The organism is Sphingomonas sp. Leaf198 (assembly GCF_001424005.1).
Classification (GTDB): Bacteria; Pseudomonadota; Alphaproteobacteria; order Sphingomonadales; family Sphingomonadaceae; genus Sphingomonas.
Window position 1 is genome coordinate 160,527 of sequence record NZ_LMPX01000001.1, and the last position, 16,796, is coordinate 177,322.

Genomic DNA, 16,796 nt, shown 5'->3' on the forward strand with positions numbered 1-16,796 from the left:
CGAAACTGCGAAACGGGGTCGGCAATCCGCCGGCCCCGTTTCGTCACACCCGCCGAACTGCGGGCACGTGGTGGACCGCGCCAGTGCGGTCGCGTCTGATCGTTGGCGCCGTCCGCGTCCAATACCAGCCGGTGATCGCCAGCGGCGCGGCGAGCAGCAGCCCGGCCGCGACGTCCCAACCGCCATCGCCGATCAGCCCGGCGCCAAGCCCGAGTAGCGTGGCGATCCCAAGCAGAATCGGCACGCCGAAGACCTGCAGCGTCGTCCTGTGCCTCATGCTTCACCCGCCATCACGACTTCGCGAACGCGCTGCTCGCTCGGCCCGCCACGTCGCCGCAGCCACAGATACAGCCCGCTGCCGAGCACGACGATCGTCAGCGCGTCGAACACCGCCCAGACGATCTTCATCGCCATCCCGCCATAATCGCCGAAGTGCAGCGGCTGCGCGAGCAGCATCGCCTGCATGTACCACGGCATCGGCGTCACCGCGTCGAGCCGCCCGGTCGCCGCATCGACGAACCCCGGCAGCAGCAGTTTCGACGTCAGCGGCGTCGTCCCACGCAGGAACACCGCATAATGATGCTTGCTGCTGAACACGACGCCGGGAAACGCGATGAACTGCGGCGTCATGTCCGGCGCCTTGCGCTGCACCGCGTCGAGCGCAGCCTGCACCGACGCGCGCTGCGTGCCGAGCGGCGTCCGCGCCTCGCTAGCGATGATCGCAGCGAGCCCGTTCGCCTTCCAGATCCCGGTGATCGGCACGACCAGCGTGTTGATCGTGCCCGTCAGTCCGACGACGCTCGCCCAGACGAGCGTGACGATGCCGAGCAGGTTATGCCGGTCGAGCCAGCCGAGCCGTGTGCTTCGGTTCCGGCGCAGCGTGCCGAAGTCGAGCTTCGCCATGAACGGCGCGTAGAGCACCACGCCCGACACGATCGCCGCGAAGAACAGCAGACCCATGACACCGAGGAAGATCTCCGCCCAGAAGCCGAGCAGCATGTCGGTGTGCAGCTTGAGGATGAAATCCATGACGCCGTCGACATGCGGCGGCAGCATCGCGCCGGTCCGCGCGTCGAGCGCGAGGAAATGCATCGCCGCGGGGACCGCATCGGGAGTTGGCCCGGTCGTGACGTAGACGATCGGCCGGTGGTCGTCGAAGCTCAGATAGAGCGGGATATCGCCCGGCGCCTGCGCGGCGGCGCGCGCGAGGATGGTGTCTAGCGACAGCGCCGGGGTCGTCGCCGGCAGTGCCGCGAGCGGTGCGGGCGGATCGAGCCAGCCATCGATCTCCTCGTGGAAGATCAGCGGCAGCCCGGTCACGCACAGCATCAACAGGAACGCAGTGCAGATCAGGCTCGTCCATTTGTGGACGAGATACCACGCCTTGATCGTACCGCGAGTCACGGCCGCACGCCGATCTTCCGTTCCGAATGTGCAGCGCCGCGCTCGTTCATCCGCGCAGTCGTATAGAAATGATAACGATGTGCAATAGCGGAACGGCGCTGGCCTCGCAGTCTGCGAAATCGATAGAGGTAGTACAGCGACGGTAGACCCCGAACGGTCGACTGGATCGCGCCATCCCCAAAATTTCTCCGTCACCCCGGACTGGTTCCGGGGTCCACCGTTCCGCAAACCAAATACTATTTATGGTGCGGCACCGTGGATGCCGGAACGAGCCCGGCATGACGGAAGTGGGTGGGATTTGCCGAACCGAACTTAATGGCGATCCGTCTTAGCCCTCGAAGGCGATCTCCAGCGGCTCGAGGCCATTGATCGTCGCGCGGACGCGTTGGCCACGCCTGATCGGGCCGACTCCGGCGGGCGTGCCGGTGAAAATCAGGTCTCCCGGGGCGAGTTCGACGAAGCTCGACAGGGCCGCGATCACCTCGGCCACGCTCCAGATCATCATCGACAGGTCACCCGATTGCCGCGTCTCGCCATCGACCGCCAGCGCGATCGCACCCTGCGCGGCCGGCGCACCGGGCGTCAGCGCACCGATCGGCGCCGATCGATCGAACCCCTTCGCCATATCCCACGGACGACCCGCCTTTTTCGCCACGGCCTGAAGATCGCGCCGCGTCAGATCGATGCCGACGCCAGCGCCGAAGATCATCGCCGCCGCCTCCGTGGCCGCGACGTCCTTCCCGCCGACACCGATCGCAACGACCAGTTCCACCTCGTGATGCAAATCCTCGGTCTGCGTGGGAAACGGCAGCGTCGCACCACTCGCGACCACCGCATCCGCGGGCTTCGAGAAGAAGAACGGCTGCTGCCGATCCGGGTCCGATCCCATCTCGCGGGCATGGTCCGCGTAGTTCTGCCCGACGCAGAAAATGCGGCGGACCGGGAAGCGGTCGGTGGCGCCGGCGATCGCGACCGTTGGCGGGGTGACTTCGGGTATGTGCATCATAGGCTCCTTCGATGGCGCTGATCGGCGGTTGGCAGCCGGTTTGCAACGTCGTGATCGCAATCACGCGGAACGTCTTGCGAGACCAAGGGGTTACGATCCGATACGAAATGGAGTTCTACCCGATGCCCAGCAAGCCCCCCGTCCGCTACGATCCGTCCGTCGAGACGGTCGCCTCCGACGAGCAGGAGACGCTGGCCGGCCTCAAGGACTCGTTCCGCGAGATTCTCGAGACCACGTCGCAGGATTATGGCCATGCGGTGCGCGCGGTGCACGCCAAGGCGCACGGCATCGCCCGCGGGACGCTGACCATCGCCGCCGATCTGCCGCCCGAACTGGCGCAGGGAATCTTCGCGACCCCCGGCGAGCACGAGGCGATCCTGCGCATCTCGACCAATGCCGGCGACATCCTCGACGACAGCATCAGCCTGCCGCGCGGTCTCGCGCTGAAGATCCTCGATGTCGACGGTGCGCGGTTGCCGGGATCGGACGGCGCGACGACGCAGGATTTCATCATGGTCAATGGACCTGCGTTCGCCGCCGCGGATGCCAAGGCGTTTTCGAAGAACCTGAAACTGCTGTCGAAAACCACCGACAAGTTTGAGGGCGTGAAGAAGGCGATGTCCGCCACCTTCCGGGTCGTCGAAGCCGCGCTCGAAGCGGTTGGCGGCCAGTCAGCGACGCTGCAGACGCTGGGCGGAGCGAAACCCGTCCACCCGCTAGGCGAAACCTATTACTCGCAGACCCCGCTCCGCTACGGCGATTATATCGCGAAGGTCGCGCTGTTTCCCGTCTCGCCAAGCCTGACGCGTCTCACCGGCGACATGGTCGACATCACCGCGCGCCCCGACGCGTTGCGCGAGGTGGTCCGCGAGGAACTGATCGAGCATGGGGGCGCGTGGGAGCTTCGCGTCCAGCTCAACACCGATCTCGAAGCGATGCCGATCGAGGATGCGTCGGTGGTGTGGGACGAAGCGGAAAGCCCGTTCGTCACCGTCGCGACTCTGAGGGTCGAGCCGCAAATTTCCTGGGAGCATGGTGTGACCGACCGAACCGACGATGCGCTGGTCTACAGCATCTGGAACGGCGTCACCGCGCACCAGCCGCTCGGCGGAGTGAACCGAGCGCGCAAGGACACCTACGCGCTGTCGGCGAACTTCCGCGGCAAGTTTAACGGTTGCCCGGTGCATCAGCCCGCATCGCTCGCCGAACTTGCGTGACCCTCGCATGCTGAAGCTGTTCCATGTCAGCGACGTGCATTTCGGCGCGGAGGATCCCGCGGCGATCGCCTGGTTCGACCAGTGCGTCGCCGCGGAAAAGCCCGATGCCGTCATCATGACGGGCGATCTGACGATGCGCGCGACCAAGCGCGAGTTCGAACGCGGCGGCGATTGGCTGCGCTCGCTCGGCGTGCCGGTGACGCTGGAGGTCGGCAATCACGACATTCCCTATTACTGGGACCCGTTCCGGCGGATCTTCGCACCGTATCAGCGCTATGCCGCGGTCGAGCAGATGATCGAACGTCCATTGGAATTGCCCGGCGTGACGATCGTCCCGCTGAAGACGACCGCGCGCGCGCAGTGGCGGTGGAACTGGTCGAAGGGCAGGGTGGGGCAGGGCTCATTGCGACGTGCGCTGACGCTGATCGCCGACGCGCCGAAGGGCAATCTGATCTTCGTCGCCGCGCATCACCCACTGATCGAAGGCGGGACGACGGGTACTGCCAGGACGCGCTATGGCGACGAGGCGCTGACCGCTCTGGCAGAGGCAGGGGCGCATGCCGTCTTGTCCGGGCACGTCCACGATCCCTTCGATATCCCCGTTGATCGCGAGCGCAGGACGATCCGCATGATCGGTGCGGGCACGTTGTCGAAGCGGACGCGCGGCACGCCCCCGGCGTTCAACGAGATCCAGGTCGACGGCCGTGGTTTCGTGACGCTGTCGCGCACGCTGTCGACCGACGCGAAGAAACCGCTTCGTTAGACGCATGACCGCCACCGGACGGATTACCGTCGCTGTATTACCGCATATGACAGTCCGGCATCATTAGGTGCTTGCTATGCCGCGCTAATCGTCACAGCGGCTGTAACCGATCGGGTTGTAGTGGCGCCCCTGCTTCGGCGAGCGCACAGTGCGGCCGGCTACAAGGGTGATGAGTGCATATGTTGGCCTGGACGACCGCGTTGCTGATGGCTGCAACATCGATGCAGGCGAACGGCGAGTCGCTCGCCGCGCAACAGCCGGTCGAGCCACCGGTGCGCGTCGACGACCAAGCGTTGGCGCCGCCGATAACGTCGCTGTCGATCACGCCCACGCCTGCGCCGGTCCCCGTGTCGCCGCAAACCGATCGACCGATCCTGGAGGCGACGACCCCTGCACCGCGGAAGGCCGGCAGCAACGCCGGGCCGCCGCACGACATCGTCGTCGTCGGGCGGAAAGCGCTCGCGGGCGATCCGCTGCGATCGGTCAACGCGACCGCGTTCGACGCGACCGAGGCGGTCGACAAGGCGTTCGTTGGGCCGGTCGCGCGTCAGTACAAGAAGACCGTCCCGTCGCCGATCCGCCGCGGCATCCACAATTTCCTCTACAATCTGCGCGAACCGATCGTGTTCGTGAACTTCCTGCTGCAGCTGAAACCCGGCAAGGCCGTCGAAACCGTCGGTCGGTTCGCGATCAACTCGACGGTCGGCGCTGTCGGCGTGCTGGACATCGCCAAGCGCCGGCCGTTCCGCCTGCCGCGCCGGTCGAACGGGTTCGCCAACACGCTGGGCTATTACGGCGTCAAGAACGGGCCGTTCCTGTTCCTGCCACTGGTCGGCCCGACGACGTTGCGCGATCTGATCGGTGGCGGGGTTGATCGGCTGATGCTGCCGGTCGCGGTCGGCAAGCCGTTCACCAGTCCGACCTACACGATCCCGGCCGGCGTCCTAGGCGCGCTCGATCATCGCTCGGAGTTCGACGACACGCTGAAGGACCTGCACGACAACGCCGCCGATCCCTATGCGGCGTCGCGCGAATTCTACCTGCGCCGACGCCAGGCGGAGATCGATCATCTCCACGGCCGCAACGTCGACGCCATCCTCGGGCCCGGCGGGGTCACCGAACCGCCCCCTCGCGCGGCCATGCCGATCATCGAGCAGATGCCGACGGCGGAGCCGAGCGCGACCGCTGTGCAACCCGTGGTGCCGGAACCGGCGCGACCCTGACGGTGCGAAGACTGCGGTCCCTTACGGCGCCGATCCCGAATTGAACTCGATGTCGATCTCGACCCAGCCGCCGAGGACCGGCTTGCCGTTGATCCGCGGCGGGCGGACGCGGAACTGCCATGCGGCCTGACGCATCGACCGGGCGAGACCCGACCCGACCGGCGACTCGCTTAAGGCTCGGCAATTCTCGACCTGATAGTTCGCGATCATCCGGCACGCGATCTTCGCCCAGCTGTTCGGTGGCGGCGCGCTCTTCAGATAGCCGTTCAGCTCCGCATCGGTCGGCCGACGATACCATTCGACCTTCATCAAACGCTCCCCGCCAGGACCCTCACCGGGACCGTACGCGGCCCCGCTGTCCCTACCCTTGCCCGACCCGCTCCCACCGTCGCCGCCAGCAAGCTGGTCGTCGGGATGCGACGGCATCTTCGAGATATCCGCGGCGTCGAACATCTCCATCCCGCCGAGCATCTTGATCGGCAGCGGTGGCGGCGATTTGGGCGGCGAGGGGGGCGTCTGCGCGGCATCGGCGCGCGGCGCCGCGCGTTGCGGAGAACCACCGCTCGCACGCTTCGCCTTGGTCGGCGAAGGCGTCCGCTTGGCGGGGGTCGGCGCGGTCTGATCGGGTGCGAGCTGGAACGTCACGGGGTTGCGCGGTTCGACCGGCTTGGCGACCATCGACGGCGCCAGCCGCAGCAGCAACAGGATGATCAGGATATGCGCGACGATCGTCAGACCGACCGCAACGCTCCGCCGCCGTGCCGACCCGCGCGTCTCGATCGACGAAGAATGGTACGCCGACCGCATCGGCTGTCCGCCTAGCCGCGCACGGTCGCGCCTGCAACCGCCACCCGCGGCATGACGAAGACTTCATCGAAGCAAAGCCGATCGTCGAGCACATAACTCATCGCCTGCCGCAGAGCATAAGCGGCGGGATGTTGTAGAAGCGGTTGCGCGCCTGAAGGCGTGCGGCTTCCTCGACTGGATCAGACGGTACATGCCGATCGAGGACTCCCTGCCCGATGAGCAGCAGAGCGAGCAGATCTCGAACGCCTTCATCCTACTACAGCCGGCCACGGTGCGTGAGTGCGTGAGGCACATGCTCCGTAAGCCTAGCGAGTTCGTCCGCGCTGTCGCCGAGAAGCTCGCGCGTCAGAAGAAGCTGGACACCGCGACGGTCGACGACGTGATCGCCGAGGTCCAGAGCTCCGAGCTGCGCGCCATCCTCGCCCGTGTCGGCGCTTCTGGTGATAGTGCAAATCCGCCGAGCGGTCACACAGAGGCCCTGTAAGATCTAAATATAGAAGGAGCTCTTATGGCGTGCGCAGTTTGAAGCTTCACCAGCCCCCCGAGGCCCCGAACCCAACGGGTTCAGCATCCAGCGACCGCGGGTGAGCGTGCCGGCTTGCGCCGTCCCGTGCATCCTTGGGAGGATGCACGATTTCGGTGCCGTTCAACCCGTTTACGTCGCACCTCTATGGTCTGTTGTGAAGTCGGATAGAAATATATCGCAGGATACCGGAAGGATGATTACCTTCGCGGGTTCCGAGCTTGTAACGCCATGTGGCATTTGGCATCAGCGTGAGTCCGGCCGCGTGTCTTACCCCGCCATTTCGAGGTGCTGTTCTCGGGTAGTGCGCGCACGCGGGGCAGTTTCAGCGTTCGTGTTGAAGCGTGCAGCCTGTTCCGCAAGCGCCAGCACCTCACTCGATAGAGTGCGTGCAGCGGCGGAGGTTTGTTCCACCATAGCGGCGTTCTGCTGGGTCGAACGGTCCATCGTGCCGATGGCGGCGTTGATCTGCGACACAGCGGTAGATTGAGCTTGGTTGTCATCGGCGATGCGTTTGAGCAGGCCATGCACTTCCACGACATCTGCAGAAATGTCGGCGAGTGCGCCGTCGACCCGCTGTACCATGCCGACTGCCGTGACGATACCGGCCTGCGTCGCGGTAAGCTGTTCACGGGCCCGGCCGGCCTCCTCCTCTGCGCGCATTGCCAGCGCTGAGACGAGATCCGCAACCACGGCGAAACCGCGGCCCGCGTCCCCGGCGCGGCCGGCTTCCACTGCGGCATTCATGGCGAGGACGCGGGTCTGGAAAGCGATCTTGTCGAGCCCTTCGATCACGTCATCGATGTCCTTGGCGCTGTCCGACACGCGGGTCATCGCTTGCACCGCTTCTCCGGCAACGGTGCGGCCATTACCGACGCTGGCAATGGCGCCATCGGCACGTTCCACGGTGCGAATTGCCGATGCGGCGGTTGCTCCGAGCCGGGTATCCATCTGCGCCACGGAGGCGGAAGTTTGTTCGAGACTGGCGGCGTTCGATTCCGTGCGACGCGCTAGGTCTTCGGAAGCGTGCGCGATCTCGCCCGAACCGGTGCTGATCCTGGCCGCACTTTCGCTCACCGCCGCGATGAGGGTGCGCAAGCCCGCCAGTGCGGCGTTGAAGTTGGTCTTGAGCGCAACATAGGATTGCGGGAAGTCGCCGCGGATCTCGGCGGTGAGGTCGCCGCGGTGGAGCGCCAGCAGGCCGCTGCTGAGCGCAGCCGTTACTTCCTGCTGTTCGGCTGCGGACCGGGCATCCTGCGCGGTGCGCGCGGCAGATGCCGAACGGAACTGCTCCACAGCATCGGCGATTCGGCCCAGTTCGTCGCGGCGGCCGCGGTGCGGCACGGTTGCCTGTTCACCGATTGCGAGCCGTGCGGTTACGTCCGACACCTCCACCAACGGGCGGACCACCTTGCGGAGCAGCGTGTAGGATGCCGTGACGATCAGCACGAGCAGCAGCGCTGCCAGACCGCAAAGCCAGATCAGCGCCGTTCGCAGCACCCCAGCAGCCTCGACTTCAAGCGCCGACTGATAAGCAGTGGCAGTCGTCACCAGCGCATCCACCTGCTGGCGGTGCGCGGTATAATAGCCGGTCAGAGTTGCATAGCTGCGGTCGGCTGCCAGTCGGTCGCCGCGTTGGACCGCGGGAAGATAGTTGCTTTCGAGTTCATGCCAGAAGGCGGCAGCGGGGGTGTGGGTGGCCTCGGTGACACCCCGTTTTAGCTCGGGCGCAAGGTTTGCTCCGACCCAATAATTATGACGGGTCGTATAGTCCGCGTGGAGCTTTTGCAGGCGGGTTCGTACCTCCGCTAGCCGTTGCGGCTGTTCCCGCAGCAACATGACCTCCAGATAGGGCTCGATCACATATTCTGGCGGCGGAAGGACGTCAGCGATCAGATCGGCCGCCTGTTGCGACTTGACCTGCATGTCACCCCCCATGCGGATCGCGTTAACCCTGGTTGCTGCCACCAGGGCCGCAACCAGCAACAAAGTTATCAACGCCGCCGTTCCGGCGCGTACCATGTTCGCGATCGACATATGCTTCGTAGGCCCGTTTCAGTAATATTCCTACAATCATAGGAGGATCGAGTCAGGGAGCGGGCACTGTTGGCTATTTAAGTGCTGACCCGCTTATTGCAGCAGGGTTAAATTGCGTTAGGAATGATCGGGTTGCGCCGTCTCGTTCATCCTCGGAAAATGCAATTCCAGTGGTAAGAAAAACCGTGGGATATCAAAGAGATTGGGGGTGTTCAGCGGCAGAATTTGGGGGGTATTAGGATCGCGGCCTAATAAAAGTATTGTCCGATCTCAGAGGGTTGAGCGGCAATAGCCGCTAGGGTTAGCGATGTTATAGTTTTCCCGGGTAGTAAGCTATCAATCACCCCCATCGGAACGAGCTACGCGAGTGAGTTCCTCGAGCCTGACTGGCGGATGCACAGCGTTTTGTATTCATCTACGTGCAGCAATTTGCATCCAACCGAGAGGCTTAGTATCGCCCCTAACGGCTAGAGTTTCCGCGATCTGCGGCACATCCGCAAACTGTATCGAAAGCCACCTGAAAAGCTTGGGGGCGAGGCGGGGGTTCTTGTGTCGTATTTGGGGTGGACGGGCCGAAGGGGGACGTCGGGCCGCCCCCGCGGGTCGGGGAGGGCGGGACGATGATCAGGTTGCTCCGATGGCTCGAGCTGGTCGTCCCGACCGGCGTATGCGTCGCCGATCTGTTGAGCGGACTCTATGGGATCATCCGGCTGTTCCTCGCGTGAGGCGAGGACCTGATCGAACCGGCACCAGACCGTGTCATAAGTGGGCTTGCCGCGCGCACGACTCAGTTCGATCATGAGGTTGACGCTAAGCGGCATGCCCACGTCGCGACAGATCCCCGTCAGGTACGTCCGCGTATAGGTCTGGCGTGTATCGTTCTTCATGCTGTGCGTGATGGAACCGGAATCGTCGATGACGATCTGCCAGAGTCCATCGAACACCTCACGGTCCGCCGAATTGCTCGGCGCACGGGCTGCCCAAAGCCGCCGCGGGTCGCTTCGCCGAGGCCGGTTGCTCGAATCAAGAGATCGAGGCTTGGACCGGTCACACGACCGACAGCGAGGTCGCGCGGTACACCGCAGCGGCGCATCAGCGCACGCTTTCTGACACCGCCGCAAACAAGCTTTTGGCTAACCTTGCGGAAAGGTTGGCCAAAGATTCTGCTAAGGAGTTAAAATCAGGGGAAAATAAATGAAGTTTGGTGCACCCGACTGGATTCGAACCAGTGGCCTCTGCCTTCGGAGGGCAGCGCTCTATCCAGCTGAGCTACGGGTGCCGGATGCCTCGCCTAGCAAAGCGTGGCGGGCTGCGCCAGCCGTTTTCATGTTGATCGCTGCCGCGCTGTGTCGGTCGCGTGCGTATTGGCCGCACGAGACGGTGATATGCATTCGTTAGACCTGTGCAAAACGCGTCAGGACTCCGTATTTGGCATACTCGGCAAGCTCGCTGTTCCGCCCGTGCTCTTGCCCCGCTCCTTGGGCGGTGGCGTCTTGGGTTTGTAGGCGCACAGGTCGCTGACGATGCACCGCCAGCATTCGGGCGTCCTTGCCTTGCAGACATAGCGGCCGTGCAGGATCAGCCAGTGGTGGGCGTGTAGGCGGAATGGCTGCGGCGTCGCCTTGTCGAGTTTCAGTTCGACCGCGAGCGGGGTCTTGCCGCGGGCGAGCCCGGTGCGGTTGCCGACCCGGAAGATATGCGTGTCGACCGCGAACGTCTCGGCGCCGAACGTGACGTTCAGCACGACGTTCGCCGTCTTGCGGCCGACGCCGGGCAGCCGCTCGAGCGCGTCGCGATCGTCGGGCACCTCGCCGCCATAGTCGTCGATCAGCATCTGCGAGAGCGCGATGACGTTCTTCGCCTTGGTGTTGTAGAGCCCGATCGTCTTGATGTGCCCCTTCAGTGCGTCGAGCCCGAGCGCGACCATCTTCGCGGGCGTGTCGACCTCGCGGAACAGCGCGCGCGTTGCCTTGTTGACGCCGACATCGGTTGCCTGCGCGGATAACGCGACGGCGACCACCAGCGTGTACGGATTGACGAATTCGAGTTCGGTCTCGGGATGCGGATCGGCCTCAGCCAGCCGCGCATAGAATTCGATGACGTCGGCCTTCTTCACCGCGTCAGAGACCGAGCACGTCGCCCATCCGGTATCGGCCGGCGGGTTGTCCGGCGAGCCAGATCGCCGCCTGCACCGCGCCGCGGGCGAAAATGGATCGGTCGTCGGCGCGGTGGTTGAGCTCGATCCGCTCGCCTTCGCCCGCGAAGATCACGCTGTGGTCGCCGATCACCGACCCGCCGCGCACCGAGGCGAAGCCTAGCGTGCCCTCGCTGCGCGCACCGACCAGACCGGCGCGGCTGTCGACGCGGAGTTCTGCCAGCGTCGTTCCGCGCCCCTTCGCGGCGGCCTCGCCGAGCAGCAACGCGGTGCCCGACGGCGCATCGACCTTGTGGCGGTGATGCATCTCGACGATCTCGATATCCCAGTCGGCGCCGAGCCGTGCGGCGGCATCGCGGACCAGGATGTTGAGCAGCGTCACGCCGAGCGAGGTGTTCCCGGTTTGCAGCACGGCGATGTCGCTGGCGGCGGCATCGATCAGCGACTGGTGCTGCGGCGAAAGGCCGGTGGTGCCGATCACGATCGCGGTGCCGGCGGCGCGTGCCGCGGCGAGATGCGCCTCGATCGCGGACGGCGTCGAGAAATCGACCATAACGTCCGCGAGCTTCGCGATCGGGTTCGGGTCCTCGCCGGCGTCGACCCCGCCAGCCAGCGTCGCGCCAGCGCTCTCGATCGCGTCGGCGATCGCGCGGCCCATCCGGCCGGCGCTGCCGTAGATGCCGATCGCGGTGGTCGCGGACGCGGCGGGGCGGTTCGGGCGGGCGGAAAGCGTTGTCGTTTGCATGCCGCCACCCTGCCACAAAACCGGCCGCCGGGGCAGGGTGGTTCTGCGTGTTAGCGGTAAATTAGTGCGCGGCGCGCTGCTCGGCGAGGAGCGCGCGGACCAGATCGAGATCGCCGGGTTTGTCGACATCGACCGCCGCGAGACCGTACGACGTCGCGACCGCGGCGGCGTTCAATCCCGCCATCCGGCCGAGATGCGCGACCGCATCGACCAGCGTCAGCCTGCCCGACAGATAGCGCAGCAACGTGCCAATTCCCAGCCGACGAACGATTCGCCACGGCCGTTTGCGATCCGCCTCGACCTGCGCCCAGAGATCGAGCGCAGCGATCGAGCGCGGGGTGGCGAACTGGAACAGGTTGCAGCCCGACCAGGCGCCATCGGCGAACCGCAGATACGTCCGTTTGGTCCCAGGGGCCGCACGCTCGATCACGTCACGCCGCGCGAGCAGGACCGCGACGTCGGCACTCTGCGGCGCATCCGCCCGGAACCGGCGAACCCAGTCGGGGTGGAGGAGGGCGTGGTCGGCGGTTGTCACCATCAATGGCGTGCCCAGCGCGGCGATGCCTTCGCGCACGCTGAGGCTGGGGCCGTTGGCGGCGGTCAGCACGGCGAGCCCCAACGCGGTCGCCTCCGCGCGGACCGCGTCGTCGGACACCGAGACCGCGATCCGCGTCGCGCCTGCTTCGCGTAACGCCTGCGCGACACGCGCGAGCAACGTCTCCCCGTCGAGCACGATCAGCGCCTTGTGCGAGACGCCCGCATACCCCGCGACGGGATCGACCCCGCCGCGCGAGCCCGCCAGGATCAACGCACTGAACCCCTCGCTCATGCAGGGTTCGCCCGCGCGCGCCATACCCGCCAGAATATGCCGGGCGCCGCCAGGATCGGATGCTTCTCGCGCCACGGGGTAAGCGGCACGGCGATTCCGGTATGGCGCTCGACCTTCCACAGCCCGTATTGCGCAGCGCCCTCGAAGGTGAACGCGGCCCGGACGAGCCGCGCGACATTGATCGGTTTGCCGGCCCGGCGGCGGCGGCGCCAGGCGCGCAACAGCGCGCGGCGTGTCTCGGCGGCAAGGCTCGGGCGCAGCACGCCGGCATCGTCGGCGAACGCGATCCCGTCGGCGGCCCATGCGAGCGGCAGCAAGCGGGCGTAGCGGTCCGGATCGAAGCCGAGGATCTGCCCCTCGCGTCCCTTGCGTTCGACGCGCAGTTCGGCGGCGTAGGTCTGGCGGAACAGCGCGCGCCAATAGTCGTCCGCCGTACCCGCCTCCGGCCCGAGCGCCGCCGCGAACCTTGCGGCGGATTTCGTGGCCTCGCCGATCGCCGCAGCAACGGCGTCGGCGGCACTGGCGTCGCGCGCCCAGACCAAGGCCGATGGTTGGACGAACCGCGTCCAGATGGTGGTATCGAGCGACCTGGCCGCGGCGGCCTTTGCAAACGTCGCCATTCGCATCGTCGCGATTTTCGCGCGCAGTGTTTCGCCCGACATCGCGAATTCGCGGTAGCTGACGGTCGGCCAGATGCCCCGCTCAGGTGGGCCGGCAGTCAGCACGTAGAAGTCGAGCACCCCCTCGGTCGCGCCGGTCCGCAGGTTCGACCCGTAGAACAGCACCGCGACGACGTCGTCATGGGCAGCGAGAATTTCGGCGACATCGCGTACCGGCTGGATCGTCGGGGCCGCCAGTTGACGCCGCACGACGTCGGCCAGCGCGCTCAAGGGACGACGAAGCGGAGCGGCTTGCCTTCGCGCACGGTCAGGTCGCCACCGGGATAGACTTCGCCGTCGAGGATGAAGCCCGAGTCCATCGACAGGTCGAGCGACGCCGAATCGATCCGGTGATAGCCCGCACGGTCGAGCCACGCGGCCGGCGATCCGGTCACGATCAGCGGCGTCGCGGCTGCGAGCCAGCGCGGCGGGGCGTCGACCACCAGGGTCTTCAAGCCTTCGCGGGGCGTGCCGAACGGCCGGATACCGACCGGCATGTGCTGGAGCGTCGACGCCAGCATCAGATACCGCGCACGATCGGTGTCGGCATTGGCGCCGGCGGCATAGGCGGGCGCCGCGCCACCCTGATACCGGATCCGCATGCGATCGCCCGCGCGCCACGCGCTGTTGGCGCCGCCGAACAGCGTCTGCAGGATCGCCCAGCACAGCGCCAGTCCGACCGCGACGCCGTTGAACGCGCCGGCCCGGTGGGTGCGCTGCGCCAGCGCCGTCGCGTGGACGAACGCACCGGCCCCGAACAGGAAGCCGTGCAGACGCGTGCCGTCGGTCTTGCGCACCACCTCGATCGGGCTGCGGACCTTGAAGGTCCCGTCGCGCGCCGCGGTCAGCGCCTGATCGAGCGTCCAGTCGTCGGGAATGCCGAGATCGAGCGCGAGCGCGTTGGTCTTGCCCGACGGAACGATCGCGACGCGCGGGGCGGCGCCGGTCCAGACGCGGGCAGCCGCGGTCAGCACGTCGCGGATCGTGCCGTCGCCGCCGTCGATCACCAGCAGTTCGATACCGTGGCGCGCGAAATCGGTCAGCACTTCGGCGAGTTCGGCCTGGGTGCGGGGCGTGACCGCCAACACCGTGCCCGACAGGAACGGCTTGGTCGCCTCGACGCTGCTACGGTTGCGATGGCTCTTGGGATTGCAGATGATACCGGTACGGATCTTCGCGGCGGCCTCGCGCGGGGTCACGCCGTACCGATCGGCGACGGCCGGATCGAACAGTCCGTCGGGCCGCCATGCCGGCGGTGCCGGTGGCGAGAGCGAAGGCCCGCTGAATGCATTGAAGTTCGAAACGACATTAGCCACGATAGTAGATACCCGTCGCGGCACATAACCGCTACAAATTTGTGTCAGGAAGATTTCCGTTCAATGTCTGTGAACGGGGTTTAGTTCATCGACGATACCGCATCTTCATCCGCACGGTCGTGCCCGAGGCGGGCAAGGCGGTGCGGACCGATGCGAACGACGGCAGTCCGATCGACGTCGGTGCGTCGTTCGAAAAGCCGAATCCCTCCTTCGGCACGAACAGCGTCCGGTTGAAATCATGATCGCTGTTTTCGTCGTGATATTGCGCGATCGCGTAATAGCCCGGCTTCAGCCAGAAGCAGGCGCGCGGGCTGGCGGCGGATACGCGCGCCCGGACGAGCTTGCCGCCCTTCGCCAGAAACCGTTTCTTGTCATCGGGATACACGGTGAACGCGACCTCGCCGACGGCGTTGTGCATCGTCGTCGCTTCCAGGATCAGCCTGGCGTTGCCATTGCCCGGCGTACCTTGGCAGCTCTCGGCCGCCTGCGCCTGGATCGGCGCGAGCACCGCCGCCGCGCCCAGGATCATAAGGAATAAAGGGTTCATCAGCAGACTAAGACCGGGTAAAAGTGGCGATAGAGCGGCGCGCAGATGACATTTACGCCGTGAACGCAGCCTTTATCGCCGTCTTTGTCGCAGCATCGGGCGTAACAGCATGCGCCGTCGGGCCGGACTGATTACGCCGCCTCAGCCTCGACGCGCGGCGCGCGGGTCATTCGCGCGGCGGCAAATCCGAGCAGGATCGCGACCGCCACCGATCCGACACCGACCGCCGCGGCGATTCCCGTCGAACCGTAGGTCGGCATCAGCGCGAATGCCGCGACGAACAGCAGCAGCACGCCGACCGCGCGGATCGCGAAGACGGTGCCGGCACGGTGCAGCGCGGTCATCACCGTATCGAGGCTGACGGTGGCGAGGTCGAAACAGCCCGCCGCCGCCAGCCACAGCAGCACCGGATAGGCATGGCCGAACGACTTGCCGCCGACGAGCTTGAGGATCGGCTCGCCGACCAGCGCGACGATCGCCAGGATCACCAGCGCGGCAGCGGTGCTCGCCAGCATCGTCCGGATCAGGATACGGCGCAGGCGCGACGGCTCGGCGGTGCGCACCGCGCGGACGATCTCGGGGAAGGCGGCGCGCGACAGCATCTGTGACAGTTTGGCCAGCGCCTGCGCGAGCTGGGTCGCGAGCCGGAACGCGCCGGCCGCGGCGGGGCCGATCGATGCGCCGACCAGCAGCAGCGGGATCTGCTTGCTCGACAGGCCCAGCGTCGCGCTCGCGTTGGTGCTGAGCGAGAAGCGGACGATGCCGGGATTCTCGTCGCGCACCTGCCGCCACGGGCCGCGGCCGCTCGCGAGCAGGCGCAGATCGCCGCTTTTCGCGACCATGATCCAATAGGTCGCGGCGGTGACGATCTCGGCGAGCGCCCAGGCGAGCATGAACCCGCGGATCGTCGGTTCGAAGAGCATCGCCGCACCCGCGCCGACGAAACGCATGATCGGCGTCATGCTGTCCGCCACCGCCGACAACGAGAATTTGTCACGCAGCCGCAGGATGCCGAGCGGGGTCGAGCGGATCGTGATCAGCTGCACCACCGCGAACATGAGCGTGTCGCGCATCAGGTCGGGCGGGATGCCGAACCCGTCGCTCCACGCGAACAGGATCGCGACGGTCAGTCCGGCCCCGACCAGCGCGCTGCACATGTCGAGGATCGCCGACAGGCGGAGCAGCCGTGCGAGCCGTGGCGTGTCGCCGTGCTGGATTGGCTCGACGCCGTACTGGACGATGATCTGCCAGGTCTGGAAGCCGACAAAGGTCGCCAGCGCCTGCGCGGCGCCGGTGATCAACGCGAACCGGCCGAAATCGACGACGCCCAGCGTGCGCGTCGCAAAGCCGAGATAGAAGAGCGACAGGATCGCGAGAACGCTGCGGCTTGCGAGCAGCCAGCCGAGATTGCGCGCCGCCGCCCGGAAAATCCCGGTCGTGCCGGCGCGCGCCGACGCATCCACCGGAGCCGGAGAAGGAGCGGGGTCCTGAACCATCTGCGACCGGCCCCTAGAGTGCGGCGGCGACTGCGGCAAGATGCGCGGGGGAGGAGTGCGCAGCGGGGG

Annotated in this window: 16 protein-coding genes and 1 tRNA gene; 4 read left to right on the forward strand and 13 right to left on the reverse strand. The window is 66.2% G+C overall.

Features of this window, described 5'->3' with window-relative positions; genetic code table 11:
• Positions 1-43: 43 nt before the first annotated feature.
• The 3 genes from ASG20_RS00760 to ASG20_RS00770 form a co-directional block, all read right to left on the reverse strand.
• Positions 44-277 carry a hypothetical protein gene (locus ASG20_RS00760; RefSeq protein ID WP_056047330.1) on the reverse strand — a complete coding sequence of 78 codons (234 nt, stop codon included), beginning with the start codon at positions 275-277 and terminating at the stop codon, positions 44-46.
• Complete coding sequence (locus ASG20_RS00765; RefSeq protein WP_056047332.1) at positions 274-1,404, reverse strand: PepSY-associated TM helix domain-containing protein; 1,131 nt, start codon at positions 1,402-1,404, stop codon at positions 274-276. The genes ASG20_RS00760 and ASG20_RS00765 overlap by 4 nt, the downstream gene beginning before the upstream one ends.
• Positions 1,405-1,732: 328 nt before the next feature.
• Positions 1,733-2,410, reverse strand: a complete 678-nt coding sequence (locus ASG20_RS00770) for a fumarylacetoacetate hydrolase family protein (RefSeq protein WP_056047335.1) — start codon at positions 2,408-2,410, stop codon at positions 1,733-1,735.
• Positions 2,411-2,532: 122 nt separating this feature from the next.
• On the opposite strand from ASG20_RS00770, the gene ASG20_RS00775 reads away from it, so the two are divergent.
• The 3 genes from ASG20_RS00775 to ASG20_RS00785 all read left to right on the forward strand — a co-directional run bounded on the left by ASG20_RS00775 (position 2,533) and on the right by ASG20_RS00785 (position 5,613).
• Positions 2,533-3,627 (forward strand): catalase family protein, encoded by a 1,095-nt coding sequence (locus tag ASG20_RS00775; RefSeq protein WP_201780658.1) that lies wholly within the window; start codon positions 2,533-2,535, stop codon positions 3,625-3,627.
• A gap of 7 nt (positions 3,628-3,634) precedes the next feature.
• A complete protein-coding gene (locus ASG20_RS00780; protein WP_056047338.1) occupies positions 3,635-4,390 on the forward strand; it encodes a metallophosphoesterase family protein in 756 nt (251 codons plus the stop codon).
• Between the two features lie 179 nt (positions 4,391-4,569).
• Entirely contained in the window at positions 4,570-5,613 is a 1,044-nt protein-coding gene (locus ASG20_RS00785; protein ID WP_236698755.1) for an MlaA family lipoprotein, read from the forward strand.
• Between the two features lie 21 nt (positions 5,614-5,634).
• On the opposite strand, the gene ASG20_RS00790 is transcribed toward ASG20_RS00785, so the two are convergent.
• A complete protein-coding gene (locus ASG20_RS00790; RefSeq protein WP_056047341.1) occupies positions 5,635-6,420 on the reverse strand; it encodes a hypothetical protein in 786 nt (261 codons plus the stop codon).
• Between the two features lie 190 nt (positions 6,421-6,610).
• Between ASG20_RS00790 and ASG20_RS00795 the strand changes: the two genes are divergently transcribed.
• Positions 6,611-6,904: a hypothetical protein gene (locus tag ASG20_RS00795; RefSeq protein ID WP_056047344.1), complete on the forward strand. Its 294-nt coding sequence runs from the start codon at positions 6,611-6,613 to the stop codon at positions 6,902-6,904.
• Positions 6,905-7,213: 309 nt separating this feature from the next.
• Here ASG20_RS00795 and ASG20_RS00800 read toward each other — a convergent pair whose 3' ends face one another.
• From ASG20_RS00800 to ASG20_RS00840, 9 genes are all read right to left on the reverse strand, one after another.
• On the reverse strand, positions 7,214-8,980 hold the full coding sequence (locus tag ASG20_RS00800) for a methyl-accepting chemotaxis protein (RefSeq protein WP_231420371.1): 1,767 nt from the start codon (positions 8,978-8,980) through the stop codon (positions 7,214-7,216).
• A gap of 1,202 nt (positions 8,981-10,182) precedes the next feature.
• Positions 10,183-10,259: transfer RNA gene (locus tag ASG20_RS00805), tRNA-Arg, on the reverse strand.
• 135 nt (positions 10,260-10,394) lie between these two features.
• The gene (gene nth / locus ASG20_RS00810; RefSeq protein WP_056047350.1) at positions 10,395-11,096 is read right to left on the reverse strand and encodes an endonuclease III; all 702 of its coding nucleotides are present in this window, start codon (positions 11,094-11,096) and stop codon (positions 10,395-10,397) included.
• A gap of 4 nt (positions 11,097-11,100) precedes the next feature.
• Entirely contained in the window at positions 11,101-11,880 is a 780-nt protein-coding gene (gene dapB / locus ASG20_RS00815; protein WP_056050216.1) for a 4-hydroxy-tetrahydrodipicolinate reductase, read from the reverse strand.
• Positions 11,881-11,941: 61 nt separating this feature from the next.
• The gene (locus ASG20_RS00820) at positions 11,942-12,709 is read right to left on the reverse strand and encodes a nucleotidyltransferase family protein (RefSeq protein ID WP_056050218.1); all 768 of its coding nucleotides are present in this window, start codon (positions 12,707-12,709) and stop codon (positions 11,942-11,944) included.
• On the reverse strand, positions 12,706-13,578 hold the full coding sequence (locus ASG20_RS00825; RefSeq protein WP_236698725.1) for a hypothetical protein: 873 nt from the start codon (positions 13,576-13,578) through the stop codon (positions 12,706-12,708). The genes ASG20_RS00820 and ASG20_RS00825 overlap by 4 nt, the downstream gene beginning before the upstream one ends.
• 17 nt (positions 13,579-13,595) lie before the next feature.
• Positions 13,596-14,684, reverse strand: a complete 1,089-nt coding sequence (locus tag ASG20_RS00830) for a diacylglycerol/lipid kinase family protein (protein WP_056047357.1) — start codon at positions 14,682-14,684, stop codon at positions 13,596-13,598.
• A gap of 85 nt (positions 14,685-14,769) precedes the next feature.
• Entirely contained in the window at positions 14,770-15,231 is a 462-nt protein-coding gene (locus tag ASG20_RS00835) for a DUF2141 domain-containing protein (protein ID WP_082470672.1), read from the reverse strand.
• Positions 15,232-15,362: 131 nt separating this feature from the next.
• Positions 15,363-16,727: a lipopolysaccharide biosynthesis protein gene (locus ASG20_RS00840; RefSeq protein ID WP_082470673.1), complete on the reverse strand. Its 1,365-nt coding sequence runs from the start codon at positions 16,725-16,727 to the stop codon at positions 15,363-15,365.
• Positions 16,728-16,796 lie beyond the last annotated feature (69 nt).